At 61.9% G+C, this 25,004-nt stretch carries 17 protein-coding genes and 1 pseudogene; 11 read left to right on the top strand and 7 right to left on the bottom strand.

Translation table 11 applies throughout. The features are described 5' to 3' along the window. Window positions 1-147: 147 nt before the first annotated feature. Entirely contained in the window at window positions 148-1,074 is a 927-nt protein-coding gene (locus A7317_RS12020) for a class I SAM-dependent methyltransferase (protein ID WP_069075890.1), read from the bottom strand. 204 nt (window positions 1,075-1,278) lie between these two features. On the opposite strand from A7317_RS12020, the gene mdeB reads away from it, so the two are divergent. The 5 genes and pseudogenes from mdeB to A7317_RS11995 form a co-directional block, all read left to right on the top strand. Further along, window positions 1,279-3,957 (top strand): alpha-ketoglutarate dehydrogenase, encoded by a 2,679-nt coding sequence (mdeB, locus tag A7317_RS12015; protein ID WP_069075889.1) that lies wholly within the window; start codon window positions 1,279-1,281, stop codon window positions 3,955-3,957. Between the two features lie 397 nt (window positions 3,958-4,354). Beyond that, window positions 4,355-4,714 (top strand): response regulator, encoded by a 360-nt coding sequence (locus tag A7317_RS12010; RefSeq protein WP_024075189.1) that lies wholly within the window; start codon window positions 4,355-4,357, stop codon window positions 4,712-4,714. Continuing rightward, the gene (locus A7317_RS12005) at window positions 4,714-5,325 is read left to right on the top strand and encodes a chemotaxis protein CheC (RefSeq protein ID WP_024075190.1); all 612 of its coding nucleotides are present in this window, start codon (window positions 4,714-4,716) and stop codon (window positions 5,323-5,325) included. Before A7317_RS12010 ends, A7317_RS12005 begins: the two co-directional genes overlap by 1 nt. Window positions 5,326-5,336: 11 nt before the next feature. After that, window positions 5,337-6,665, top strand: a complete 1,329-nt coding sequence (locus A7317_RS12000; protein WP_024075191.1) for an ATP-binding protein — start codon at window positions 5,337-5,339, stop codon at window positions 6,663-6,665. A gap of 2 nt (window positions 6,666-6,667) precedes the next feature. Then, a pseudogene (locus A7317_RS11995) lies at window positions 6,668-7,084 on the top strand (response regulator); the annotation flags it as partial. An 85-nt stretch (window positions 7,085-7,169) separates the two neighbouring features. On the opposite strand, the gene A7317_RS11990 reads toward A7317_RS11995, so the two are convergent. The 3 genes from A7317_RS11990 to A7317_RS11980 form a co-directional block, all read right to left on the bottom strand. After that, the gene (locus A7317_RS11990; RefSeq protein WP_176718746.1) at window positions 7,170-8,333 is read right to left on the bottom strand and encodes a ribonucleotide-diphosphate reductase subunit beta; all 1,164 of its coding nucleotides are present in this window, start codon (window positions 8,331-8,333) and stop codon (window positions 7,170-7,172) included. Window positions 8,334-8,537: 204 nt separating this feature from the next. Then, window positions 8,538-9,203 carry a GNAT family N-acetyltransferase gene (locus A7317_RS11985; RefSeq protein ID WP_024075176.1) on the bottom strand — a complete coding sequence of 222 codons (666 nt, stop codon included), beginning with the start codon at window positions 9,201-9,203 and terminating at the stop codon, window positions 8,538-8,540. A gap of 20 nt (window positions 9,204-9,223) precedes the next feature. Further along, the gene (locus tag A7317_RS11980) at window positions 9,224-10,126 is read right to left on the bottom strand and encodes a LysR family transcriptional regulator (RefSeq protein ID WP_024075175.1); all 903 of its coding nucleotides are present in this window, start codon (window positions 10,124-10,126) and stop codon (window positions 9,224-9,226) included. 112 nt (window positions 10,127-10,238) lie between these two features. Here A7317_RS11980 and A7317_RS11975 point away from each other — a divergent pair, with 112 nt between their 5' ends. The 6 genes from A7317_RS11975 to A7317_RS11950 all read left to right on the top strand — a co-directional run bounded on the left by A7317_RS11975 (window position 10,239) and on the right by A7317_RS11950 (window position 18,182). After that, window positions 10,239-11,444, top strand: a complete 1,206-nt coding sequence (locus A7317_RS11975) for an MFS transporter (protein ID WP_069075887.1) — start codon at window positions 10,239-10,241, stop codon at window positions 11,442-11,444. Window positions 11,445-11,490: 46 nt separating this feature from the next. Further along, window positions 11,491-12,201, top strand: a complete 711-nt coding sequence (locus A7317_RS11970; protein WP_024075173.1) for a FadR/GntR family transcriptional regulator — start codon at window positions 11,491-11,493, stop codon at window positions 12,199-12,201. A gap of 112 nt (window positions 12,202-12,313) precedes the next feature. Next, window positions 12,314-13,507 carry an L-2-hydroxyglutarate oxidase gene (gene lhgO / locus A7317_RS11965; protein WP_024075172.1) on the top strand — a complete coding sequence of 398 codons (1,194 nt, stop codon included), beginning with the start codon at window positions 12,314-12,316 and terminating at the stop codon, window positions 13,505-13,507. A 57-nt stretch (window positions 13,508-13,564) separates the two neighbouring features. Further along, window positions 13,565-14,890, top strand: a complete 1,326-nt coding sequence (locus tag A7317_RS11960) for an MFS transporter (RefSeq protein ID WP_024075171.1) — start codon at window positions 13,565-13,567, stop codon at window positions 14,888-14,890. 81 nt (window positions 14,891-14,971) lie between these two features. Further along, entirely contained in the window at window positions 14,972-15,823 is an 852-nt protein-coding gene (locus A7317_RS11955; RefSeq protein ID WP_024075170.1) for a CAP domain-containing protein, read from the top strand. A 172-nt stretch (window positions 15,824-15,995) separates the two neighbouring features. Beyond that, a complete protein-coding gene (locus A7317_RS11950; RefSeq protein WP_069075886.1) occupies window positions 15,996-18,182 on the top strand; it encodes a GAF domain-containing protein in 2,187 nt (728 codons plus the stop codon). 3 nt (window positions 18,183-18,185) lie between these two features. Here A7317_RS11950 and A7317_RS11945 read toward each other — a convergent pair whose 3' ends face one another. From A7317_RS11945 to treS, 3 genes are read right to left on the bottom strand one after another with little or no spacing between them, the layout of a single operon-like run. Continuing rightward, window positions 18,186-19,352: a GGDEF domain-containing protein gene (locus tag A7317_RS11945; protein WP_069075885.1), complete on the bottom strand. Its 1,167-nt coding sequence runs from the start codon at window positions 19,350-19,352 to the stop codon at window positions 18,186-18,188. Between the two features lie 51 nt (window positions 19,353-19,403). Further along, window positions 19,404-21,641: a 1,4-alpha-glucan branching protein GlgB gene (gene glgB / locus A7317_RS11940; RefSeq protein ID WP_069075884.1), complete on the bottom strand. Its 2,238-nt coding sequence runs from the start codon at window positions 21,639-21,641 to the stop codon at window positions 19,404-19,406. Continuing rightward, window positions 21,638-24,985, bottom strand: coding sequence for a maltose alpha-D-glucosyltransferase (gene treS, locus A7317_RS11935; protein WP_024075166.1), 3,348 nt, complete (start codon window positions 24,983-24,985; stop codon window positions 21,638-21,640). The genes glgB and treS overlap by 4 nt, the downstream gene beginning before the upstream one ends. Window positions 24,986-25,004: the final 19 nt, after the last annotated feature.

The following is a 25,004-nucleotide window of genomic DNA, read 5'->3' as shown; positions in this document are numbered from 1 at the left end:
GGCGGTTCTCCAAAGGTGAAACGGGGCAGCCGACGATGTGACACCGTCGAGTCTGGCCAGGGAATGCAGGTATCGACCGGGAAGGGGGGGATAAGGTTCACCGCCCCGGTGTATTGCCTAGCGTAGCAAGCGTAGGACGATTCAGCATCAGCCCTGGCGGAACACCAGCGCTTTCAGGCCACTTTGCGCGTCGATATCCGGAAATTCCGGCGGGTTTTGCAGCCGTTCGATAAAGCGCAGGCCCGGTGCTTCGCGCGTGACGCTGTCGATCAGGAAGTCTTCGCCGAACGCCGGATCGTTCATGCATGCCAGCACCGTGCCCTGTGCCGTGAGCAAGTCTGGCAGGCGGCGCAGCACACGCTGGTAGTCCTTGGTCAACAGGAAGCTGCCTTTCTGGAAGGACGGCGGGTCGATGATCACCAGGTCGTAGGGGCCGCTATTCGTCACCTTGGCCCAGGACTTGAACAGGTCGTGGCCGAGGAAGGTCACTTTGCCCAGGTCATGACCGTTCAGCCGATGGTTGTCGCGGCCACGGCTGAGGGCGCCACGGGCCATGTCCAGGTTCACCACATGCTCGGCACCGCCTTCGATGGCGGCCACGGAGAAACCGCAGGTGTAGGCGAACAGGTTGAGTACCCGCTGGCCCTTGGCCTGCTCACGCACCCAATTGCGACCGTAGCGCATATCGAGGAACAGACCGCTGTTCTGTTTTTTCCCCAGGTCGATCAAATAGCGCAGGCCGCCTTCGGTGATCGTCAACGCGTCGACGGCTTCGCCGAACAACCATTCGGTGGTGCTTTGCGGCAGGTAACGGTGTTGCAAGGCGACGCTGCGCACGCCGTACCGCGCCCATTCGAAAGTGCTCAACCACTGCTTCAAGGCATCCAGCTGCGCCGTTTCCGGTTCCTTGAACAGCGCGACCAGCACCACCCCTTGCAACCAATCGACCGTCAGTTGCTCCAGGCCCGGCCAGCAGCGGCCACGGCCGTGGAACAGGCGGCGGGTTTCCGTGGGCGCATCGGCCAGGGCCGTGAGCAGGTGGGCATGCAGCGTGGCGAGTGCGTCTGGGTTCATCGTTGTGCGTCATTCATTGAGCGGGCGGCATTTTAAACACAGTTGCGGTTTTTTTGTGAGGGATGGACACGGCGCTGGAGCACAACGTGCTGGGAAAAATCTGATTGGCAGTGATTCATGCTCAAAATGCGCTCTGCAGCGCCTGAAAATAGGCAAAAAATCCTCCGTCACCGACATAAACTGGAAAAAAGCCCGGAGGTGCCCATGAATGGTTTCGCGAGTGCAGTGAATCACACCGCAGTGGACGACGAAGAACTGAGCGAATGGCGCGATGCCCTGGCCTCACTGGTGGCCAACGCCGGCCCCGCGCGTGCACGGCAGATCCTTGACCTGCTGGCCCGCGAAGGCCGTGCCCCCCACATCGATTGGAAACCGCGCCACGGCACGCCCTATGTCAACAGCATCAGCGTCGACCAGCAGCCGGCATTTCCCGGTGACCTGGCCACCGAGGAGCGCCTGGCCTCGTTGGTGCGCTGGAATGCCTTGGCCATGGTCGTGCGCGCCAACCAGGCCTATGGCGAGCTCGGCGGCCATATCGCCAGCTACGCCAGTGCGGCGGATTTGTTCGAAGTGGGCTTCAACCACTTTTTCCGCGCACGCAACGACGGGTTTGGCGGCGACCTGGTGTTCTATCAACCTCATTCCGCTCCCGGTATCTATGCGCGCGCTTTCCTTGAAGGGCGCCTGAGCGAACAGGACCTGGCTCACTATCGCCAGGAAATCGGCGGGGCCAAGGCCGGTGCGCGGGGGCTCTCCAGTTACCCTCATCCGTGGTTGATGCCGGACTTCTGGCAATTTCCCACCGGTTCCATGGGCATTGGCCCGATCAGCTCGATTTTCCAGGCGCGCTTTATGCGCTACCTGCAGCATCGCGGCTTGCAGGACACCACCGACCGCCATGTGTGGGGCGTGTTCGGCGACGGCGAGATGGACGAACCGGAAAGCATGTCGGCCCTGACCCTGGCCGCCCGCGAAGGCCTCGACAACCTGACCTGGGTGGTCAATTGCAACCTGCAACGTCTCGACGGCCCGGTGCGCGGCAATGGGCGGATCATCGATGAGCTGGAGGCCTTGTTCGGTGGCGCGGGCTGGAACGTGATCAAGCTGGTGTGGGGCTCGGACTGGGATGCCTTGCTCGCCAACGACGCCGACGGTGCGCTGGTCGATACCCTGTCGCACACCGTGGACGGGCAATTCCAGACCTTCGCGGCCAAGGACGGCGCCTATAATCGCGAACATTTTTTTGGCCAAAGCCCATCCCTGGCCGCTCTGGTCGAGGGCATGAGTGATGAACAGATCGACCGGCTCAAGCGTGGCGGCCATGACATGGTCAAGATCCACGCCGCCTACCACGCCGCGCGTCGGGTCAAGGGCAAACCCACGGTGATCCTGGCCCAGACCAAAAAGGGCTTCGGCATGGGCGAGGCCGGGCAGGGCAAGATGACCACCCACCAACAGAAGAAGCTCGATCGCGAAGCACTGATCGCCTTTCGCAATCGCTTCCAACTGCCCCTGTCGGATGCGCAGGCCGAATCCCTGAGTTTTTTCAAGCCGGCGGATGACAGCCTTGAACTGCGCTACCTGCACCAGCGGCGCCAGGCCCTGGGCGGTTATGTGCCCAGCCGCAGCCAGCTCGCCGCGCCGGTTACCGTGCCTCCCGTGATGGGGTACGCCGGTTTTGCCACGGCCGCCGACGGCAAGGAAATGTCCACCACCATGGCCTTCGTGCGCATGCTGACCAACCTGCTCAAGGACAAGGCCCTCGGCCCGCGCATCGTGCCCATCGTTGCCGATGAGGCGCGGACCTTCGGCATGGCCAACCTGTTCAAGCAGATTGGTATCTATTCCAGCGTCGGCCAGCGCTACGAGCCGGAAGACATTGGCTCGATCCTCAGCTACCGCGAAGCCACCGACGGGCAAATCCTCGAAGAGGGCATCAGCGAGGCCAGTGCCATCAGTTCCTGGGTCGCGGCAGCCACCAGCTACTCTGTTCACGGCCTGCGCATGTTGCCCTTCTACATCTATTACTCGATGTTTGGCTTTCAGCGTGTGGGGGACCTGATCTGGGCCGCCGCTGACCAGCGTGCCCGCGGCTTCCTGCTCGGCGCCACCGCCGGGCGTACCACCCTGGGCGGTGAAGGCTTGCAGCACCAGGACGGCAGCAGTCACCTGACCGCCGCCACGGTGCCCAATTGCCGCGCCTACGATCCGGCCTTTGCCGGCGAGTTTGCGGTGATCCTCGACCATGGCATGCGCCAGATGCTCGAACACGACGTAGACGAGTTCTACTACGTGACCCTGATGAACGAAAACTACCCGCAACCGACTCTGCCCCAGGGCGTGGAGGGCGCAATCATCAAGGGCTTGTATCGCCTGGAAGGCGCCAGCGCCGCTCAAGTACGCCTGCTGGGCTCCGGCACGTTGTTGCGCGAAGCCCAGGCGGCGGCGCAGTTGCTGGCAGATGATTGGCAGGTGGCGAGCGAAGTGTTCAGCGTCACCAGCTTCAGCGAACTGGCCCGCGAGGCGCGCGAGGTGGAACGCTGGAATCGCCTGCATCCGCTGCAGGCCGCACGCACCAGTCACCTGGCAGACTGCTTGCCCACGGGCGCGCCGGTGGTGGCGGTATCTGACTATGTGCGGGCGGTGCCGCAGATGATCGGTTCGTACCTGGACTCCAGCTACACCGTGCTCGGCACCGATGGTTTCGGACGCAGTGATACACGGGCGGCGTTGCGCGATTTCTTTGAGGTGGATCGTCATCACATTGTGCTGGCTGCACTGACCGCGTTGGTAGAGCAGGGCAGTCTGGAACCGAGGGTATGCCAGCGGGCGATTGAGCAGTATGGCCTGCTGCCGGAGCGCGTCGCTTCCTGGGCCTCCTGAACAACGCAGAGCAAGTGGGAAGGCTGAGCAAACAGTCACCTGTGGCGAGCGGGCTGTTGTGGCGAGCGGGCTTGCTGTGGCGAGCGGGCTTGCCCCGCGTGGGGCTGCGCAGCGGCCCCCAAAACCAGGGCACTGCGGTGTGTCAGTTAAAAACACATCGCCTGTAATGGGGCCGCTGCGCAGCCCAACGCGGGGCAAGCCCGCTCGCCACTATATAAGGTGGACGTCCCAGATCACTGATCGCCGACGCTATATCGCAAAACACTCACGCAATATCAGGATTTCCTGATGGCTCTTTGCTATTTGTCACGCTAGAGTGCTTGAAAGAATAAAAGAAATCGTAGTTTCTTCGGCCGCGACTGAAGCCGTAGGACACTTCATAAATGTGGAGTGCACCATGAAAGTTCTAATCGCCGATGACTCATCCATGTCCCGCAAGTTGGTCTTGCGTGCCCTGCCAGAATCACTGACCGAAGATGTCCGCCAAGCCTGTAACGGCTCCGAGGTGATGGAGGCCTATCACGCGGGCTTGGTCGATTTGCTTTTTCTCGACCTCACCATGCCCGTCATGGACGGTTTCCAGACCCTGGAGGCGCTCAAGCGCGAAGACGCCAATGTGGTGGTCGTCGTGATCAGCGCAGACATCCAGCCCCGGGCCAGGCAACTCGTATTCAACCTGGGCGCCGCTGCCTTTGTGGCCAAGCCTGTTACGGCTGAAGCTCTACTCGAAGCTTTACACCTCATAGGAGTGCTTTGATGGAAACCTTGGCCGAGCTCACCGAAGACCAACGCGATGCCCTGCAGGAACTGATGAATATCGCCATGGGGCAGGCGGCCGAGCGACTGGCCCTGCTGACCAATACCATGGTCACGCTTTCGGTTCCTTTTATTCACCCGCTGATCCGGGAACAGAATAACCTGGCGATTCCGGAGCATCTGCGCCGAAGCTTCATGATCGTCACCCGCCAGTCTTTCCTCGGGGAGTTACGCGGAGAAGTGTTCGTGTGCTTTGGCTGCATGGGGGCAGATGAACTGGCCGAACTGCTGGGCTACAAGGGCGGCGGTCTGGACCAGCAGGACGAGCTGATGCTCGATGTCACCAACATTCTGACCGGCGCTTGCATCAGTGGCCTGGCAAAACAGGTGGCGACTCAAGTGAGCTATGACGCGCCATCCATTCTCGTCCACAGGGATCAGGAAGCGAACGCACTGGATGAGTTGAACCTGAATGAACACCTTGCGATGGTGTTGGAAATCCGCTTCGAGGTTGAGGCTCATCAATTCTCCTGCGACTTGCTGATCTGCATCACTGAACGTACAGCAGGCGTTGTCGTTCGGGCCATTGATCGTTTGCTGGACGAGCTTTGAAGGGACCTCTCATGACAGACAGCAAGGCAATCTCCCGGGAAACCCTTGAGTCGATGCTCACGGCCATCAACATGGGTGTGCTGCTCGTCGATAAGGACTGCAAAGTGCTGTTCTCGAACCACTTCATGTCCATCAACAGCGGCCGCAGCGCCGAAGAACTTGTTGGCCGTACGCTGTTCGAAGCCTTTCCTGAGCTACCGGAGGTCTGGACCCGGCAGAAGATCAACAGCGTCCTCACGCTGCAAAACTTTGCTTTCACTTCGTGGCAGCAACGGCCGCACCTGTTCAATTTCGAAAGCACCCGGCCCATCAGTGGACTGGTTCGGCACATGTACCAGAATTGCACTTTCTTCCCGGTGCAAGACGCCGATGGCAGCAGCCTGGGCGTGGGCTTAGCCATCAGTGATACGACCGACACCGCTGCCCGTCAACTCGAGCTGACGCACCTGAACAAGCTGCTGGAAGAGGAAAAGGGCGCCCAGGCGCTGCTGATCGCGCGGCTCGAAGATGCGCAGGCGCAGTTGCTGCAGTCCGAGAAGATGGCGGCGATAGGGCAACTGGCTGCGGGGGTGGCCCACGAGATCAATAACCCGATCGGCTTTGTCTGCTCCAACGTCAACAGCCTGCGTCGTTACCTCGTGGACATTTTCGCGCTGCTCGAGGCTTATGAGCAGGCGAGTGACGAAAGCCATGCCGATGCTCATCCCGAGCTGGCGGCGATGCGTGACAAGGTGGATTACGACTTCATGCGTCAGGACATCGACGAGTTGCTTGTGGAATCGGTCGACGGTCTCGACCGGGTCACTCGCATCGTCAAGGACCTGCGTGAGTTCTCCCATGTCGACAGTTATGAATGGCAGTTGGCCGATCTGCACAAAGGGCTCGATAGCACCCTTAACGTTATCTGGAACGAGATCAAGTTCAAGGCCCAGGTGATCAAGTGCTACGGCGATATCGAGCCTATTGAATGCATGGGCTCACAGATCAATCAGGTCTTTCTGAACTTGCTCATCAACGCAAGCCATGCTGTGGGTGCCGACGGCCAAATCACCATCAGGAGTGGCAGGGAGGACGGCGGTGTGTTCGTTGAGATCGCCGACAACGGCCATGGTATCCCCCTTGAGATCCAGAACCGGATATTCGAACCGTTCTTCACCACCAAGCCGGTGGGCATGGGCTCGGGCCTGGGCCTGTCGTTGTCGTATAGCATCATCGTCAAGCACCATGGACGGCTCACCGTCGAGAGTGAGCCGGGTAGGGGAAGTTGCTTCCGGGCGTGGTTACCATTACGCCAGCCCCAGGTGCAGGCCCTCGCTACTTCTGCCGCCGAAGGACGCTGATCATGAACGCCCCCACTTCCTGCGTAAAACGCTACACCGTCATGCTGGTGGATGATGAAGAAAGTATCCTCAACAGCCTCCGGCGCCTGTTGCGTGGCAAACCTTATGACTTGCTGTTGGCGACTAATGGCGCGCAGGCACTGAGTCTTTTCGAACAGCACTCTATCGACTTGATCGTTTGCGATGCGCGCATGCCGTTGATGGACGGTCCGACTCTGCTCCGCGAGGTGTATAGGCGCAATCCAGAATGCGTGAATATCCTGCTCACCGGCTATGCCGACATGAGCATGATTACTCAGGCAATCAGCGATGGGTACGTTTACCGCTATATCAGCAAACCCTGGAATGATGACGAGCTGCAGCGCACGCTCGACCAGGCTCTCGAGATGCAGAATGCGCTTCGTAACCGCGACAGCCTGGCGTGAAATGTCGCACCACTGGAGTACGACATTTCACGGTTCTTGACAGCGTTTCCGTCAAGTTGAACATGGCCCAGGGTAGGGCTTAGTCCCAGCTCAGCGCGCCGCCGGTCTGGTACTCGATTACCCGGGTCTCAAAGAAATTCTTCTCTTTCTTCAAGTCCATGATCTCGCTCATCCACGGGAACGGGTTAGTGGTCCCTGGATACTCTTCCTTCAAACCAATCTGCGACAGGCGACGGTTAGCGATGAACTTGAGGTAATCCTCCATCATCGCCGCGTTCATACCCAGCACACCGCGCGGCATGGTATCGCGCGCATATTCGATCTCCAGCTGCGTCCCTTGCAGGATCATCTGGGTCGCTTCTTCCTTCATCTCGGCATCCCACAAATGTGGGTTTTCGATTTTGATCTGGTTGATCACATCGATACCGAAGTTCAGGTGCATCGACTCGTCGCGCAGGATGTATTGGAACTGCTCGGCGACGCCGGTCATTTTGTTGCGGCGGCCCATGGACAGGATCTGGGTGAAGCCGCAGTAGAAGAAGATGCCTTCCAGCACGCAGTAGTAGGCGACCAGGTTGCGCAGCAGTTCCTTGTCGGTGTCGACGGTGCCGGTTTCGAACTTCGGATCGGAGATCGAACGGGTGTACTTCAGGCCCCAGGCGGCTTTTTTCGCCACCGATGGGATCTCGTGGTACATGTTGAAGATCTCGCCTTCATCCATGGCCAACGATTCGATGCAGTACTGGTAAGCGTGGGTGTGGATCGCTTCTTCGAAGGCCTGGCGCAGGATGTACTGGCGGCACTCCGGGTTGGTGATCAGGCGGTACACGGCCAGGACCAGGTTGTTCGCGACCAACGAATCGGCAGTGGAGAAGAAGCCGAGGTTGCGCATGACGATGCGGCGCTCGTCGTCGGTCAGGCCTTCGGGGTTTTTCCACAGGGCGATGTCGGCGGTCATGTTGACCTCTTGCGGCATCCAGTGGTTGGCGCAGCCGTCGAGGTACTTCTGCCAGGCCCAGTCGTACTTGAAGGGCACGAGTTGGTTGAGGTCGGCGCGGCAGTTGATCATGCGTTTTTCGTCAACGGCGACGCGGGCGGAAGCGCCTTCGAGTTCGGCGAGGCCTTCGGCGACGTCGAGTTTGTCCAGGGCCGCCTTGGCGCGCACGATGGCGGCGGAGTCACTGGCGGTGACGGCGCGGGCTTCGATGGCGGCAGCGGCGCCGGCACCGTCGAGGCGGTCCATGTTGGCTTCGCAGTTAAGGCTTTTTTGTAGGAGCGAGCTTGCTCGCGAAGAACTCACAGGCGCCGCGTTGATTCAGGAAACACGCGTTATCGTTGAGGTTCTTCGCGAGCAAGCTCGCTCCTACAGAAAGAAGGCGATGTACGCTTAACTGAACGGCATTAGCGCAAACCCGCTCGCCACAAAAAAAAGCCAACCCGGCCCAGGCTAGCGCCCCGCAACAAACAACTGGACCTTGCGCGCCAGTTGATCCAGGTGCCGATCGCGCTGTTTCTCGGCATCCACCATCGCGCGCTTGCCGTGCTTTTGCAGCAGGTAGGTATGGATCTGCCGCACCTCCAGCGAGCTGTAGATAGACGCTACATCCAGCACGCCCATCAGCCCATCGCTGGCGTAGCCGCGGGTGTTCATCAGCACCTGGGTGTCACGCGCGGCTCGCACTTGAAAACCCATGGCTTCGAACACCGGTACCTTCTCCACCGCACATGCCAGTTCGGCATGGGGATAGCGCGCCAGCACGTCCTGAAGCATTCCGCGCGCCACGCCCTGGCGCCGAAAACCGGCTTGCACCGCCATGAACGCGATACCACACGCTTGAGGGTCATCTTTCATCGGTAAATACAGGCAAAAGCCAATCACCTGTTCGTCTTCCATCGCCACGACCAGCTCGACCGCAATCCCCTTCGATCCACCCAACGCTTCCAGGTACAGGTGCACCTCAAAGCCAATGGCGTACTGGTAGATGGTGTAGAGCAGGTTGCTCGGCGGCAGTGCCACACTGCTGATGTCGGTGAGGTTGTCCACCACCATCTGCAGGATCTGGCTGTTGATCGGCTCGGGGCACGGCGCGGTGTAGCGGGTAAGGCTGAACATGCAAATTCCTGGGTTTCACGTCAAGGCAGCGCGGATTGTACCTGCTGGGCACACACCTCGCGCAAACAGCTGCGCAACCAGCGATGGGCCAGGTCGGCGTCCAGGCGGGGGTGCCAGAGCATCGCGACAGTGAACGTCGGCAGCGCCAGTGGCAGTGGGAAACAGAACAGGTCGCGCCGGTCGGCGGTGTAGCGCTCGGGAACGGCGGCGATCAGGTCGGTGCTGCGGGCCAGGGCAATCGCGGTGGAAAAACCGGCGACGATGCTGGTGATCTGCCGAGCCAGGCCCAGCGCTTCGAGGGCATCGTCGATCTGGCCGCGCGCCTGACCGCGCCGGGACACATACACATGGCGGCCCTGGGCAAAACGTGCGGCGCTGACGTCGCCCTGACTGAGGGCATGACCGCTGCGCACCACGCCGATCAAGCGATCGCGAAACAGCGCCTGGGTCAGCACTTCGGGGCTGGCGGTGGGGTCGACCACACCGGTTTCCAGGTCGACGCTGCCTTCGCGCAGCAAGAGGTTGTCTTTATCGGTCTTGTTGACGAAGCGCAGGCGCACACCCGGGGCTTGCTGATCGAGACGGGCCAGCAGCGCCGGGCCAAAGCTTTCAACAAACTCCTCGCTGGTGCGCAAGGTAAACGTACGTGTCACCTGGCCCATGTCCAGGGATTGCACGGGGCGCAACACGGCCTGGGCATCCTGCACCAGGCGGCCGACCTGTTCACGCAACTCCAGCGCCCGTGGCGTCGGCACCAGGCTTCGGCCCGCGCGGACCAGCAACGGGTCTCCCGTGGTTTGCCGCAGGCGCGCCAAGGCGCGGCTCATGGCCGAAGGGCTCAGGCCCAGGCGTTGGGCCGCGCGGGCGACGCTGCCTTCGGCCAGCAGCACATCCAGGGTGACCAGCAAGTTGAGGTCGGGCATCAGCGCTCCTATCAGGCGTTTGACGCAGGTATTCAGTGCAACTCATGCGTCTTCCGCCATGTTAGGCCACGCCGTAGATTTGTGACAGTTGCGTTCATTCAAGGAATCTCCCATGCACACTTCCTCACGTGGCGGTCTTACCAGCCTGTCCCTGTCCATGTTGCTCGCGTCCCTTGGCACCAGCATTGCCAATGTCGGCCTGCCGCGCCTGGCGCAAACATTCGATGCGTCATTCCATGCCGTGCAATGGGTGGTGCTGGCCTACCTGATGGCGATCACCGCGGTGATTGTCAGCGCCGGACGCCTGGGCGATCGCCTGGGCCGCAAGCGGTTGTTGCTCGCTGGGTTATTGTTGTTTGCGCTCGCCTGCGGGTTGTGCGGTGTCGCGCCCGACCTGCATGGGTTGATTGCCGCGCGGGTCGCGCAGGGGCTGGGCGCGGCGATCATGATGGCGATGACCCTGGGCCTGGTCGGCGATACGGTGCCCGCGGAACGCACCGGACGCGCGATGGGTTTGCTCGGCACGATGTCGGCGGTGGGCACGGCCATGGGCCCCAGCGTTGGCGGCATGTTGCTCAGCGTGTGGGGCTGGCAGGCCCTGTTCCTGGTGGGTGCGCCCCTGGGATTACTGACGGCCGCCCTCGCCTGGCGCTACTTGCCGGCTGATCAGCAACGGGCGCGCCCAGCCGCCAGCGCAGGGTCGTCATTGAAAGCCGGGGCGTTGTGTGCCGGCCTGGCGATGAGTGCGTTGGTCGCCGCGGTGATCATGGCGACCTTTGTGGTCGGCCCTTTTTACCTGTCCCTTGGCCTGGGGCTGGCCCCTGAGTGGATGGGCCTGGCCATGGCCGTCGGCCCCTGTGTCGCAGCGCTCACCGGTGTACCGGCAGGCCAACTCACCGACCGCCTGGGCAGCCAGCGCATGACGCTCGCGGGGCTGGGCACTCTGCTCGGTGGCGCCCTGCTGCTGTCACTGGCGTCGGGGCTGGTCGCCTACCTGGGCTCACTGGTGATTTTGACGGCGGGCTACAGCCTGTTCCAGGCCGCCAACAACACAGCGGTGATGAGCGGTGTGGAAAGCGCGCGCCGCGGTACGGTCTCGGGCCTGCTCAACCTGTCACGCAACCTCGGGCTGATCTTCGGTGCCTCGGCCCTGGGCGCGGTATTCGCGCGGGCGACCCCCGACGTTGTCCATGGGACCGTGCAATCGGTGACGGAGGGCCTGCATGCGACCTTTTTCGTCGCCGCCGGCCTCATGCTGCTGGCCTGTGCGATTGCAGGGTGGCGCGGTGTCGACCGCGCTCACCTGTTGACAAGATAAAATCGTAACGACTATTGTCTGACAACCTGACTACCAAGGTTGTCCCATGCTTGAGCTCCAGCGCCCCGATTCGCTTGTCGTACGGGTTGTCAGCGCCATCCGCGCAGAAATCGATTCCGGCCAATTGCCGCCCGAATCGCGCTTGCCCACCGAACAGCAATTGGCGGAGCAACTCAACGTCAGCCGCTCGGTGGTGCGCGAGGCCATCGCCCAGCTCAAGGCCGACGGCGTCATCACCGCGCGCCGCGGGCTGGGCTCGTTCATTTCGCAAACCCCGGCCGGCACGGTGTTCCGTTTTCCGCAGCCGAATGGCCGTCTTCCCGACCTGGCGCAGATGTTCGAGGTGCGCCTGTGGATCGAGACCCAGGCCGCCGCAATTGCCGCCCGGCGCCGCGACGACGCCGACCTGCAACGCATGCAACGCGCCTTGCAGGCCATGCAGGAGCATCGCGACAACTTCGAAGCAGCCGCCCTGGCCGATGTGGAATTCCACCGCGCCATCGCCGACGCCAGCAAGAATGACTACTTCGTGGCCTTCCATGACTTTTTACGCAGCCAGTTGGCCAGCGCACGCAAGACAGCCTGGGAAAACTCGGCCTCGCGTTTTGTCACCGGCTCCGCGGATGCGACCCAGGAACACCAGTTGCTTTATCAAGCCATTGCCGACGGTGACGCTCAACGCGCCGCCGCCAGTGCCGAGGCCCACCTGCGCGCTGCGGCCGGGCGCCTGAGCCTGGAATTGCCCACCACCAACTGACCGATTCCACCCCGTTTATAGCGTGTCCTCGACACGCCATTTTTTTAACAAAAACATTAGTCTGACAACCTGATAAGCAGACTGAAATGTGCACTGTGAGGTCCCCCACGCAATGATTCACGACTTTTGCATCATCGGCGGCGGCATCGTCGGCCTGGCCACGGCAATGGAGCTGCTCAAGCGCCAGCCCGGCGCGTCTTTGGTGATCCTGGAAAAAGAGCCCGTGCTGGCCAAACACCAGACCGGCCATAACAGCGGCGTGATCCACGCAGGCATTTACTACGCGCCGGGCAGCCTCAAGGCTGACCTGTGCAAGCGCGGCGCCGAAGCCACCAAACAGTTCTGCACCGAACACGGGATCAAGTTCGAGGTATGCGGCAAGCTGCTGGTGGCGTCCAGCCCGTTGGAAATGCAGCGGATGGAAGCCTTGTATGCCCGCGCCCAACTCAATGGCATGAAGGTCGAGCGCCTGGACGCGGACCAGTTGCGCCAACGCGAACCGAACATCGTCGGCCTGGGGGGGCTGTTTCTTGACGCCACCGGCATCGTCGATTACCGCCAGGTATGCGAGACCATGGCCCAAGTCATCCGCCGCAGCGGGGGGGAGATCTGCCTGGAGCGCACCGTGACGGCCATCCACGAGGACAGCGACAAAGTCACCGTCAGCACCCGCGGCGAAACCTGGCAAGCACGCCATCTGGTGGTGTGCGCAGGCTTGCAGTCAGACCGCCTGGCGCGCCTGGCCGGGGTCAGGATCGACCACCAGATCATCCCGTTTCGCGGCGAATACTTTCGTCTGCCGGCGGCGAAAAACAACATCGTCAACCACCTGATCTACCCGATTCCCGACCCGGAGCTGCCGTTCCTCGGTGTGCACCTGACGCGCATGATCGACGGCAGTGTGACCGTCGGCCCCAATGCGGTGCTGGGCCTGGGCCGTGAGAACTACCGCAAGTTCTCGGTGAACTGGCGTGACGTGGCGCAGTACGCCAGCTTCCCCGGTTTCTGGAAAACCCTTTGGCAAAACCTCGGTTCAGGCACCGCCGAGATGAAGAATTCCTTGTTCAAGTCCGGCTACCTGGAGCAGTGCCGCAAGTACTGCCCATCGCTGACCCTCGACGACCTGCTGCCCTACGAGGCCGGCATCCGCGCCCAGGCAGTGATGCGCGACGGCAGCCTGGTGCACGACTTCCTGTTCGCCCAGACCCCACGAATGCTCCACGTCTGCAACGCGCCCTCGCCGGCCGCCACGTCAGCCATGCCAATCGGCGCCATGATCGCCGACCGCCTGTTCAAGCCCGAGTAACCCCTGCAATACACGTCCATTTGACAATAACTACAAAGACCCAGAAGGAAGTCCAGCATGACGGCATCTGCCTCCATCCCCGGCACCGAAACGCCCGCACAAACCCGCAAGCGCCTGCGCAAAGTCGCCGCCGCCACCATCTTTGGCTCGATGCTGGAGTGGTACGACTTTTACCTATACGCCACCATGGCGGCGATTGTGTTCTCGAAGATCTTCTTCGATAACAGCGACCCTAAAGCCGCCGCGCTGATGGCCTTCTCCACCTTTGCCATCGGCTTCATCGCTCGCCCGTTTGGCGGCATCCTGTTTGGCTACCTGGGCGACAAGTTCGGCCGCAAGCAAGTGCTGGTGCTGACCTTCTGCCTGATGGGCGTGTGCACCACGCTGATCGGCCTGATTCCCAGCTATGCCTCCATCGGCATCTGGGCGCCGATCGTGCTGGTGTTTATCCGCATCATCCAGGGCCTGGGCGCAGGCGCCGAGCTGTCAGGGGCGGCGGTCACCTCCTATGAACACGCGGCGCAGGGTAAACGCGGCAGCCAGGGCGCCTGGCCGGCCCTGGGCCTGAACCTCGGCTTGTTGCTGTCGTCGCTCACCGTGTACCTGCTGACGATCAACGGCAACGAGTTCCTGTTGGCCGGCGGTTGGCGCATTCCGTTCATCTGCAGCATCGTCCTGGTGGGTGTGGGCCTGTGGGTGCGTAACAGCATTCCGGAAACCCCGCAGTTCAAGGAACTGAGCCAGGAAGCAAACAAGGCCAAGGCGTCGCCTCTCAAAGCCTTGTTCAAGAACGACCTGAAGGGCCTGGCCGTGGTGTTTTTCGTGGCCATTGGCTACAACGCCCTGAGCTACATCTTCAAGACCTTCTCCCTGGCGTACCTGACCCAGTTCAAGGGCGTGGATGTGCACGTCACCTCGCTGTCGGTGACCATTGCCAGCCTGATTGCCATCGTCGCCGTGCCCTGCTTCGGCTGGCTGTGCGACAAGTGGAGCAGCAAGACCGTGCTGATACTGGGCGGGTTGCTCTCGCTGCTGTTCGCCTACCCGTTCCTGGCCCTGCTCAACACGGGTGAAAACCTGATGATCTACATCGCCATCGGCGTCGGTACCGGCCTCCTCGCGCCCATGATGTTTGCACCTCAGGGCTCGTTCCTGAGCCGACAGTTCCCCACCCAGACCCGCTCTTCGGGTTTCGGTACCGGACGCGAAATCGGCACCGCCATCGCGGGCGGCCTGGCCCCGCTGGGCGCACTGTCGATGGTGGCAGCATCAGCTACCCACTCCACCGATGGCGTGGTGATTATCCTCGCCATTTCCGCGCTGCTGGTGGTGGTGTTTGCCTTGTGCGACCAGGGTCGTAAACACTCGGCATTCAAAAACTGAGGAAAAAAGTTCGGACCAACGGGTGCATGGACGCCCCCACATCGCGCATCATGGGCACTTTCAAGTTCAAGGGTAACGTCCATGCGCGTTCTGTCATTGATGATGGGTCTTACGACGCTGGCCGCCAGTGTAGTGTTCTGCGCCAGCGCGATGGCGAATGAAGAAAGTCAGTTGGTACAACAGATCAACGCGTACCGCAGCCAGGTGCAACGCTGCGGTGACCAGGGTTCCCAGGAACTGCCGCCGCTGGCCAACGATACGCGGCTGGTGTTGCCCGCCAGCAATGTCGGCGACCTGCAACAGGCGCTGGCACGGGCGGCGTACCCGATGGTGAATGTGCAAGCCATCAGCCTGTCCGGCCCCAAGGATGCCCAGGCGGCCATGAAGGCCGTGCGTGAAAGCTTCTGCCGCGTGGTCCTGGACCCGCAGTTCGTCGACATCGGCGTGAGCAACAACGGCCAGGATTGGCGCATCGTACTCGCCCGCCCCCTGCTGTCCAGCGGCCGGGGCGATTGGCAGACCGAGGGCAAGCAACTGCTGAACCTGATCAACGCCGCCCGTGAACAACCGCGCCAGTGTGGCACCCAGGCCTTTAACGCGACCACCCCGTTGTCGTGGAACGCCAACCTCGCCGATGCGGCCAACAGCCATGCACGCAACATGGCCAACGGCAATTTCTTCGATCACCTCGACCCTGACGGCCGCACCCCAGGCGACCGCGCCGAACTGGCCGGGTATATCGCGAAGAACATCGGGGAAAACATCGCCGCCGGCCTCGACACGCCGCGCAAGGTGGTGGATGGCTGGCTCGCCAGCCCCGGCCATTGCGCCAACCTGATGAACCCGCAGTTTCGCGAACTGGGCGCCGCCTATGCGATGGATCCGAAGAGCGATGCCGGGATTTACTGGACCGGTTTATTCGGCTCGCAATAAGGTTTGGGCAACGGCCCCCGCCGACGCTCGTGCCGCGTTCAAACAGGGGCAGCATCAAATCGCCATCTAAGGGATACTTGCGCTGAACTGGCGGCGATTAACCGGGTCAGTAGCTTGGCGCCTGTCACGTTCGGGCGCGCTATAAGACTCTGGCAGACAAGGTGTTTTCCCAATGATGAATTGGCTGCAAAGCAGCAGCGACATGGCTGAGCGGATTCGCCAGCATGATTGGGCCAGTACGACCCTCGGGCCAATTGAGCTGTGGCCGGATGTATTGAAGACCACCGTTGCCCTGTGCCTCGCTTCCAGCTTCCCCCAAGCCATCATTTGGGGGCCTCGGTTGATCACGCTCTATAACGACGCGTTTGTCCCCATACTCGGCAATAAACCCTATGCCTTGGGCCGCCCGTTCAGCCAAATCTGGAGCGAAGCCTGGGATGAGATCGGTCCCATCGCCGACGCCGCCTTCGAGGGCCATGCCACCTATATCGAAAACTTCCCCTTGGTGATCGAGCGCAGCGCCACGCCGGAACAGGCCTATTTCACGTTCTGCTACAGCCCGATCCGTGACCCTAAGGGGCGGGTCGTGGGGATGCTCGACACCGTGACGGAAACCACCGCAACGGTGTTCCTCTCTCGCCGCCTGACGGTGCTGGATGCCATCGGCAACGCGGTGGCCAACGCCACCGACGCCGAAACCATCATGACGGCCACCACCCGCCTGCTGGCGCAGCACCTGCAGGTGTCCATTTGTGCCTACGCCGATATGGACGCCGACGAAGACGGCTTCACCATCCGCGACAACTGGACCGCACCCGGTTCGCCCAGCATCACCGGGCACTACAGCCTCAAAGCGTTCGGGCACACGGCGGTCAAGCATCTGCGCGCCGGTGAGCCGCTGGTGATCCGCAATCACCTGGTCGAACTGCCCGCCCATGAATCCCTGAGTTTCCAGGCGCTGGGCGTAGCGGCCACGATCTGCATGCCGCTGATCAAGAACGGTCGCTTGACCGCCCTGATGGCCGTGCACAACAAGACCGAGCGGGACTGGTCAGCCTATGACCTGGCGTTGTTGGGCGAGGTAACCGAGCGTTCGTGGGCGCATATCGAACGCGTACGCGCCAACGCCGCCGTGCGCGAAGGCCTGGCCGCGTTCACAGAGCTCAACGCCACCCTGGAACAACGGGTGGAAGAACGTACACGGCTGTTGGCGCAAACCGAAGCCGCCCTGCGTCAGTCGCAAAAGCTCGAAGCCATCGGCCAATTGACGGGGGGTGTCGCTCATGACTTCAACAATCTATTGACCATCATTCGTTCGTCGGTGGACTTTCTGCGCCAACCCGGGCTCTCCGAGGAACGCCGCCAACGCTATATGAGCGCGGTTTCCGACACGGTGGAACGCGCCAGCAAGCTGACCAGCCAGCTGCTCGCCTTTGCCCGCCGCCAACCGTTGAACCCGGAAGTCTTCGACGTCGGCCAGCGTGTGCAGAACATCGCTGAAATGCTGGAAAGCGTGACCGGCGCGCGCATTCAGGTTCGCGTCAACCTGCCGGAGCAGCCTTGCCATGTGCGGGTGGACTCCAGCCAGTTTGAAGCGGCATTGATCAATATCGCCCTCAACGCCCGCGATGCCATGGACAGCCAAGGCACCCTGACCCTGAGCGTCGCGCGCCTGCCCGCCTTGCCGCGCATCCGCGGCGATGCCGAATCGCGCCAGCCGTTTGTGGCGGTGTCCCTGGCCGACACGGGCAGCGGTATTGCCGGCGACACTCTGGAGCGCATTTTCGAGCCGTTTTTTACCACCAAGGCCGTCGGCAAAGGCACCGGCCTCGGTTTGTCACAGGTGTTCGGTTTCGCCAAGCAGTCCGGCGGTAACGTCGATGTGGCCAGCACCCTTGGCGAGGGCACGGTATTTACGCTTTACCTGCCCGAAGCGGAACCGCAGCTGACCGGGAACGAGCCCGCCCCCGCCGAGCCGACACCCCTCGACACCAGCACCCTGCGCAATATCCTGATTGTCGAGGACAACCTGGAGGTTGGCCGTTTCGCCAACCAGATCCTTCAGGACCTGGGTTACCAGACCACCTGGGTCACCGATGCCGAACAGGCACTGGCCCTGGCCGGCCCGGATGCCAGGGCATTCGATGCGATTTTCTCGGATGTGGTCATGCCCGGCATGACCGGCGTAGCGATGGCCAAGGTCTTGCGTCAGCGCCGCGCGGACTTGCCCGTGGTGCTCACCTCTGGCTACAGCGACGAGCTGGCAGACAACGGCTATGAAGGGTTTGCATTCCTGGCCAAGCCCTACTCTGCCGACCAAGTGGCGCAAGTGCTGGCCAAGGCCATGCTCAAGGACTGAGCCCTACTCCGCCACGGCCACTTGATTGCGGCCCAGGGCCTTGGCGCGGTACAGCGCCTTGTCAGCGGTATTCATCAGGCCGTGCAGGTCCTGATCCTGGTTGTGGGTCGACGCCACCCCGAGGCTGGCGGTCAAGCCCTGGACCGGGTCCGATGCCAGGCCGGCGATCGCCTTGATCAACTGCTCGGCGATATCCAGCGCGGTTTCCAATGACGTGTTGGGCAGCAGCACCGCAAACTCTTCCCCGCCCAGCCGACCATAGACGTCGGCCTGGCGAAACGAGGCGCTGATCACCCCACCGATCTGGCGCAACACTTGGTCCCCCGCCTGGTGGCCATAGGTGTCGTTGATTTGCTTGAAGTGATCCATGTCCAGCATCAGCGCACACAGGGGCTGCTGGTGATACCGGCACTGCGCGTACAACTGTTGGGCATGTTCGAAGAATGCGCGGCGGTTCATCAGGCCGGTCAATTCGTCGGTCTGTGCGGCGTGGGTGGAAATCGTGTGGGCGCGCTCCATCTCGCGGGTGAGACGAAAGGCTTTCTCCAGGGCGTCGGACATTTTACGCGTGGCGCTGACCACAAACGATGAGAACACCAGCACGGCCAGCGCCATCCCCACCTGCATCGGCGATGGCTGGAACAGCAGCCACAGCGTCGACGGCAACAGTACCAGGCCAACCGAGGCCATGGTCATGTAGCGATAGGCCGAGTAACAGGACACGGCGCTGACGGACATGCCCACGGTAAACAGGATGACCAGGGTCTGGGACAGCCGATCGTCGGTGGGCATCACCGCAAAGGCTCCAAGGCCCCAGACACCGGCAGACAGGCACAGGGTGATCCAATAACGCCGCTCCCAGCGGTCCGGGGTGCGTTCGCTGACGGGGCAGCGAAACCAGTCCATGAACATCTTGACCCGCAGCAGCGACGAAGCCGCCAATACCAGCAGCCAGACCATCATGACCTGATGATCGAAGCGATCCCAGCACACCCAGCAGAGCATGACGGCAGCGAAGTAACTGCCGAAAATCGCAGCAAAAGATTGGCGAAATAGCTGGTGCAAACGGTCAGTTCGCACCTGCTCTTCTATAAAGCAATCCTCGTCCTGACTACGCCCAAGGCCATTCATGAAACCCGCCCGATTCGACTGCCGCAACAAAGATGCCATTGTGGCATCCTGCCACTAGCGCGGACAACTGAATCCAGTGCGGTAGAGCCTTTAACTGGCTTGCGCACGCAAAATCAGCACCCCCAACGGCGGCAGATTCAACGACAACGACACCGGTTGTCCGTGGCGCGGTTCATCTTCGGTAAACACGCCACCGCCATTGCCGTAATTGGAGCCGGCGTAAGTGTCGGCATCGCTGTTGATCACTTCGCTCCAACGCCCGGCAAACGGCACGCCCACCTTGTATCCCTCACGTGGCACCGGGGTGAAGTTGGCCACCACCAGCACAGGCTTGCCGTCTTTGCTCCAGCGCAGCCAGGCGTACACACTGTTGATCGCGTCATCGCCGATCAGCCACTGGAACCCCTGGGGCGCGTCATCCTGCTCGTGCAGCGCGGGCTCCTCGCGGTACAGGCGGTTCAAGTCGCCCACCAACTTCTGTACCCCCCGGTGTTCCGGGTATTGCAGCAGGTACCAGTCCAGTTGCTGATCGTGGTTCCACTCGCGCCACTGGCCGAATTCGCAGCCCATGAACAACAGCTTCTTGCCTGGGTGCATCCACATGAAACTCAGGTAGGCGCGCAGGTTGGCGAATTTCTGCCAGCGGTCGCCGGGCATCTTGTCGATCAGCGAGTGCTTGCCGTGTACCACCTCATCATGGGAGATCGGCAGGATGAAGCGTTCGGACCAGGCGTAGACCAGGCCGAAGCTCAGCTCGTTGTGATGATGGGCGCGGTACACCGGGTCCTGCTGAATGTAATGCAGGGAGTCATGCATCCAGCCCATGTTCCATTTGTAATTGAACCCCAGGCCGCCCTGTTGGGTGGGCTGGCTGACACCGGGCCAGGCGGTGGACTCTTCGGCAATCACCAGTGCCCCCGGAGCTTCCAGGGCCACCACGTCGTTGAGGTGGCGCAGGAAGTCGATGGCTTCCAGGTTCTCGCGGCCGCCATGGCGGTTGGGCACCCACTCACCGGCCTTGCGCGAATAGTCGCGGTAGAGCATCGAGGCCACCGCATCCACGCGCAGGCCATCGACGTGGAAATGCTTGAGCCAGTGCAGCGCCGACGCCAGCATATAGCCGTGGACTTCGGTGCGGCCCAGGTTATAGATCAGCGTGTCCCAATCCTGGTGGAAGCCTTCCAGCGGGTTGGCGTACTCGTACAGGGCGGTGCCGTCGAACTGCGCCAGGCCATGGGTATCGGTCGGAAAATGCGCCGGCACCCAATCGAGGATCACGCCGATATCGGCCTGGTGACAGGCGTTGACGAAATACGCGAAATCTTCCGGCGAACCAAATCGGGCACTCGGTGCGAACTGCGACAACGCCTGGTAGCCCCAGGATCCGCCAAACGGGTGCTCCATGATCGGCATCAGTTCGATATGGGTGAACCCCAGTTGCTGCACATACGGAATCAAACGCTCGACCAGCTCGCGCCAACCGTACTGACGCGCCACTTCACCGGCTTCGTCCAGCTCGCACTGCCAGGAGCCCACATGCAATTCGTAGATCGACAGCGGCGCGGTGGGCTGCTGCTTCTCTGTGCGCGCCTGCATCCACTCATGGTCCTGCCAATCCACCTGCAACGGCGGGGCGACCTTGGACGCGGTGTCGGGCGGCAGCTGGGTGGCCAGGGCCATCGGGTCAGCCTTGAGCGGCAAGATACCGTGGGCGCCGAGGATCTCGTACTTGTAAGCCGCACCCGCTTGCAGGCGCGGGATAAAAATCTCCCACACGCCCGACGGATGACGCAGGCGCATCGGGTGGCGGCGACCGTCCCAGATATTGAAGTCGCCCACCACCGAGACACGCCGCGCGTTCGGTGCCCATACGGCGAAGCGCACGCCCGGCACGCCATCGACCGTGGTCACCTGGGCGCCCAGGCAACTGCTGAGGTCGCGGTGATTACCTTCGGCAAACAGGTACAGGTCCATTTCCCCCAGCAGCAATTGCTGGAAGCTGTACGGGTCTTCGGTGATCTGCTCACCGCCGGCCCACTGGATCTTCAGCACATAAGGCTGGCGTGTCGCGAGATGCCCGACGAACAACCCAGGCACCTGGTTCGCCTCCAGAGTGGCGAGGGGCTCGCCGCCCTCTTTGCTCAACACTTGGACGCTCAAGGCGTCCGGCAGGAACGCGCGGATAAACTGCCCGCCCTGCTCGTCATCATGGGGCCCCAGAATAGAAAAGGGGTCGTGGTGCTCGGCGCGCACCAGCGCTTCGACGTCCTTGGACGCCGGCATTGCTGTCAACTTCGGTTGCAGCGGTTCTTTACTCGTAAAGCTCATGACGTCTCCCCACCGCGTGCAGTTTTCGATTTAGGTGTAAGCCCACTGAGCAGGCCATGCAAGCCCTGCAAGGGCACCGGCAACCAGGTCGGGCGGTTTTCCGCTTCGTAGGCCACTTCGTACGCGGCCTTCTCCAGGCTAAACAACGTCAGCGCCGCGTCCTGGCCTTTGGCATCCTGCCAGTCATGGCCCAGTGTAGCCGTGGCTGCCTGATAAGCCTGGATAAATGCCTGGCGCGCCTCGTTCAGGTAACGGTCGGTCACCCGCTTGCGGGCGGTATCCGCTTCGGGCGAGTGATCGACCCCCTGTCCATTCAGGGCCATGGCCGCTGCGTAATCAAACGACCGCAGTACGCCACTCACATCCTTATAGGGGCTGTGCTTGCCGCGGCGTTCATGCAGCGGCCGCGCCGGCTCCCCTTCAAAGTCAATCAAGTAGGCATCGCCTTTGACCACCAGTACCTGGCCCAGGTGCAAGTCACCATGCACGCGGATCCGCAGGCCGCCCACCGTGGCCTTGGCCAGGGTCTGTACGTGGCTGGCGATGGCTTTTTTGTGGTCCAGCAAAGCACTGACCAGCGCCTGATCGGCCGGGTTCAATTGGTGTTGATGCAGCTTGAGCAATTGCAGGGCGCGGTCGATCTGCGCCCCCACATCCTTGGCCCAGGCTTGGGTGTCCTTGACCGTGGTGGCTTCGGGCTTGAAGTCCTTGTTCGTGGTGGGCGCTCCCAGTACCAGGTGCATTTCCCCCAGGCGCTTGCCGAGCAACCCGGCGAAGTCCGCCAGTTCACCCAGGGCGTTGTAGTGCTGCTCCTGTTCGGAGATGGCCTCGGCGAGTTCGTCGCGAATCGCGCGCTCCAGATTATTCTGGGTCCAGCTCCACGCATCGCCCTGATTGCTCAGGTAACCCTGGGCAATCATCAGCAGGTTGTCGTCACCGGCCGCATCGCGGCGAATCACCGACCCCAGCAGCGGCGAGATATTCGGGTATCCGGCGGCGGTCAGGTAGGCACTCATCTCCAGCTCCGGGTGTACCCCGGCGCTGACTTTACGGATCAGCTTGAGCACCAGGCTCTCGCCGACCACCACCGAGCTGTTGGACTGCTCGGCGGCCAGGTAGCGTACCTGGGCGTCCTCGGCCAACTGCAAGGGTGCCAGATGGGAAGTGGCCTCGAAGCGCAGGTCGCCCTCGCTGGAGTTGAGCACGCTGCCGGCCTGCAGGCCCTGGATCACCGCGCGAATAAAGTGCTCCAGGCTGAAGGCATCGGTGACCAGTCCCACCTGGCGCACCCGGCGTACACGGGCCAGGGCCAATTGCTGCGGCAAGGCGCTGGTGAACTGGTCTTCGCCGAGGAAGCCGAAGGGCAACTGGTAACGGCTGACCTGGCCGCCACTGGTCACATCGATCTCGCTGAGCAACACCGGGTGCTCCGGGTCGCCGAAACGCACGCCGTAGGCGATGTGCACGCTGTCGATGGCCGTGTCCTTGCCGGCGAACCAACGCCGTTTCGGCAGCCAGGCCGGCAGCACCTGTTGTTCAAGGCTGGCGCGGCAAGGGGCGTCCAGCAATTCTTCCATGCGTTTTTTCAGCACCAGGGTGGTGAAGTCCGGCATGCTCTGCGCCGGTTCCACGTGCCAGCTGGGCATCTGGTTTTCCGCCGCCAGCACAAACCAGTAGAAGCCATACGGCGCCAGGGTCAGCAGGAAATTAAGCTGGCCGATCGGAGGGAAGGCATTCCCGCCGAGCATCTCCACCGGCACCATGCCGGCAAAGGCCGACAGGTCCAGCTCGGCAGCCTGGGCGCTACGCGATACGTTGGCCACGCACAGGATGATTTCCGTGCGGCCATCGTCCCCGGTGAATTCACGGGTATAGGCGAGGATGCGGCGGTTGCTCGGCGAGAGCATCTTCAAGCTGCCGCGGCCAAACGCCTTGGACTGCTTGCGCACCGCCAACATGCGCCGGGTCCAGTTGAGCAATGAGTGGGGGTCCTGGGCCTGGGTTTCGACGTTGACCGACAGGTAGCCGTATTGCGGGTCCATGATCGGCGGCAGCACCAGGCTGGCCGGGTCGGCGCGCGAGAAGCCGCCATTGCGGTCGATGGACCACTGCATCGGCGTGCGCACGCCATCGCGGTCACCGAGGTAGATGTTGTCACCCATGCCGATTTCATCGCCGTAATACAGGGTCGGCGTGCCGGGCATCGACAACAGCAGGCTGTTGAGCAACTCAACACGACGGCGATCGCGCTCCATCAAAGGCGCCAGGCGCCGGCGAATGCCCAGGTTGATCCGCGCACGCCGGTCGGCTGCGTAGTAGTTCCACAGGTAGTCGCGCTCTTTGTCGGTGACCATCTCCAGCGTCAGCTCATCGTGGTTGCGCAGGAAGATCGCCCATTGGCAGTTGGCGGGGATCTCTGGGGTCTGGCGCAGGATGTCGGTGATCGGAAAGCGGTCTTCCTGGGCCAGGGCCATGTACATGCGCGGCATCAATGGAAAGTGAAAGGCCATATGGCATTCATCACCGTCATCGCCCTTTTTGTCACCGAAGTACAGTTGGGTGTCTTCCGGCCACTGGTTGGCTTCGGCGAGCAGCATGCGGTCAGGGTAATGGGCGTCGATTTCGGCGCGGATCTGCTTGAGGACGTCGTGGGTCTCCGGCAGGTTTTCATTGTTGGTGCCATCACGCTCGATCAGGTACGGGATGGCGTCCAGGCGCAGGCCGTCGATCCCCATGTCCAGCCAGTAACGCATCACCGACAGCACAGCCTTCATGACCTGCGGGTTGTCGAAGTTGAGGTCCGGCTGATGGGAATAGAAGCGGTGCCAGAAGTACTGGCCGGCGACCGGGTCCCAGGTCCAATTGGACTTTTCGGTGTCGAGGAAGATGATGCGCGTGCCATCGTATTTCTGGTCGTCATCGGACCATACGTAGAAGTCGCGAGCCGCCGAGCCGGGCTTGGCCTTGCGCGCGCGCTGGAACCAGGGGTGCTGGTCAGAGGTGTGGTTGATCACCAGCTCGGTGATCACCCGCAGCCCGCGCTTATGGGCTTCGGCGATAAAGCGCTTGGCGTCGGCCATGGTCCCGTAGTCGCTGTGCACGCCACGGTATTCAGCGATGTCATAGCCGTCATCACGGCGTGGCGAAGGGTAGAACGGCAGCAGCCAGATGGTGTTCACACCGAGGTCGGCGATGTAGTCGAGCTTGGCGATCAGCCCGGGAAAGTCACCGATGCCGTCGTTATTGGAGTCGAAATAGGATTTGACGTGAACCTGGTAAATCACCGCGTCCTTGTACCAGAGCGGGTCTTTGATAAAGGTGGCAGCCTTGGGTTTCTTCGCCATTGGAAACTCCTGAAATACT

The sequence above is a fragment of the Pseudomonas fluorescens genome (assembly GCF_001708445.1).
In the GTDB taxonomy this organism is placed as follows: Bacteria; Pseudomonadota; Gammaproteobacteria; order Pseudomonadales; family Pseudomonadaceae; genus Aquipseudomonas; species Aquipseudomonas gorinensis.
The sequence above is the reverse complement of the archived record's forward strand: the minus strand, read 5'-3'. Positions and strand labels throughout refer to the sequence as shown.